Source organism: Pseudomonas sp. NPDC085632, from assembly GCF_044541255.1.
Classification (GTDB): Bacteria; Pseudomonadota; Gammaproteobacteria; order Pseudomonadales; family Pseudomonadaceae; genus Aquipseudomonas.
Map to the genome: position 1 here is coordinate 1 of NZ_JBITSX010000122.1, position 1,031 is coordinate 1,031.

At 58.8% G+C, this 1,031-nt stretch carries 1 protein-coding gene and 1 pseudogene; both read left to right on the forward strand.

Going from position 1 to position 1,031, the window contains the following annotated elements; genetic code table 11:
* The coding region (locus ACIF4X_RS29330) for a type VI secretion system contractile sheath small subunit (protein ID WP_397484707.1) at positions 1-192 on the forward strand (192 nt) is incomplete at its 5' end.
* A gap of 25 nt (positions 193-217) precedes the next feature.
* Positions 218-1,027, forward strand: a pseudogene (gene tssC / locus ACIF4X_RS29335) (type VI secretion system contractile sheath large subunit); the annotation flags it as partial.
* Positions 1,028-1,031 lie beyond the last annotated feature (4 nt).

Sequence of the window (1,031 nt, forward strand, 5' to 3'; positions counted from 1 at the left end):
GCCAGCCTGGTCGAGCAAGTGCCAGAGCTGAAAAAACTGATGGAACTGCGCGATGCGCTGGTGGCCCTCAAAGGCCCGCTGGGTAACGCACCTGCGTTCCGTAAAGCGATCGAAGGCGTGCTCGCCGACGACGAATCCCGCGGTCGCGTACTCGGTGAGCTGGGCCTGAACGCCGCAGCCCCGGACGCCTGAGACTCCAGCCAAGGAAGCCAACACAATGAGCACTAGCGCAGCACAAGAGAAGAGCGCCGGCAACGGCGAGTACAGCATTCTCGACAGCATCATCGCCGAAACCCGTCTGACTCCGGACGACGAAGCCTACGACATCGCCAAGCGCGGTGTGTCGGCGTTCATCGAAGAACTGCTCAAGCCGCAGAACAACGGTGAGCCGGTCAAGAAGGCCATGGTTGACCGCATGATCGCCGAGATCGATGCCAAGCTCAGCCGTCAGATGGACGAGATCCTGCACCACCCGGACTTCCAGGCTCTGGAATCGTCGTGGCGTGGTCTGCAGTTGCTGGTCGACCGCACCAACTTCCGCGAAAACATCAAGATCGAAATCCTCAACGTCTCCAAAGAAGACCTGCTGGACGATTTCGAAGATTCGCCGGAAGTCATGCAGTCGGGCCTGTACAAGCACATCTACACCGCTGAATACGGCCAGTTCGGTGGTCAGCCTGTGGGCGCGATCATCGCTAACTACTACATGTCGCCAAGCTCGCCAGACGTCAAGCTGATGCAGTACGTGGCCAGCGTTTCGTGCATGTCCCACGCGCCGTTCATCGCTGCCGCCGGCCCGAAATTCTTCGGTCTGGAAAGCTTCACCGGCCTGCCGGATCTGAAAGATCTGAAAGACCACTTCGAAGGCCCGCAATTCGCCAAATGGCAGAGCTTCCGTACTTCGGAAGACTCCCGCTACGTTGGTCTGACCGTGCCGCGTTTCCTGCTGCGTAACCCGTACGATCCGGAAGAAAACCCGGTCAAATCGTTCGTGTACAAGGAAACCGTTGCCAACAGCCACGAGCACTAAA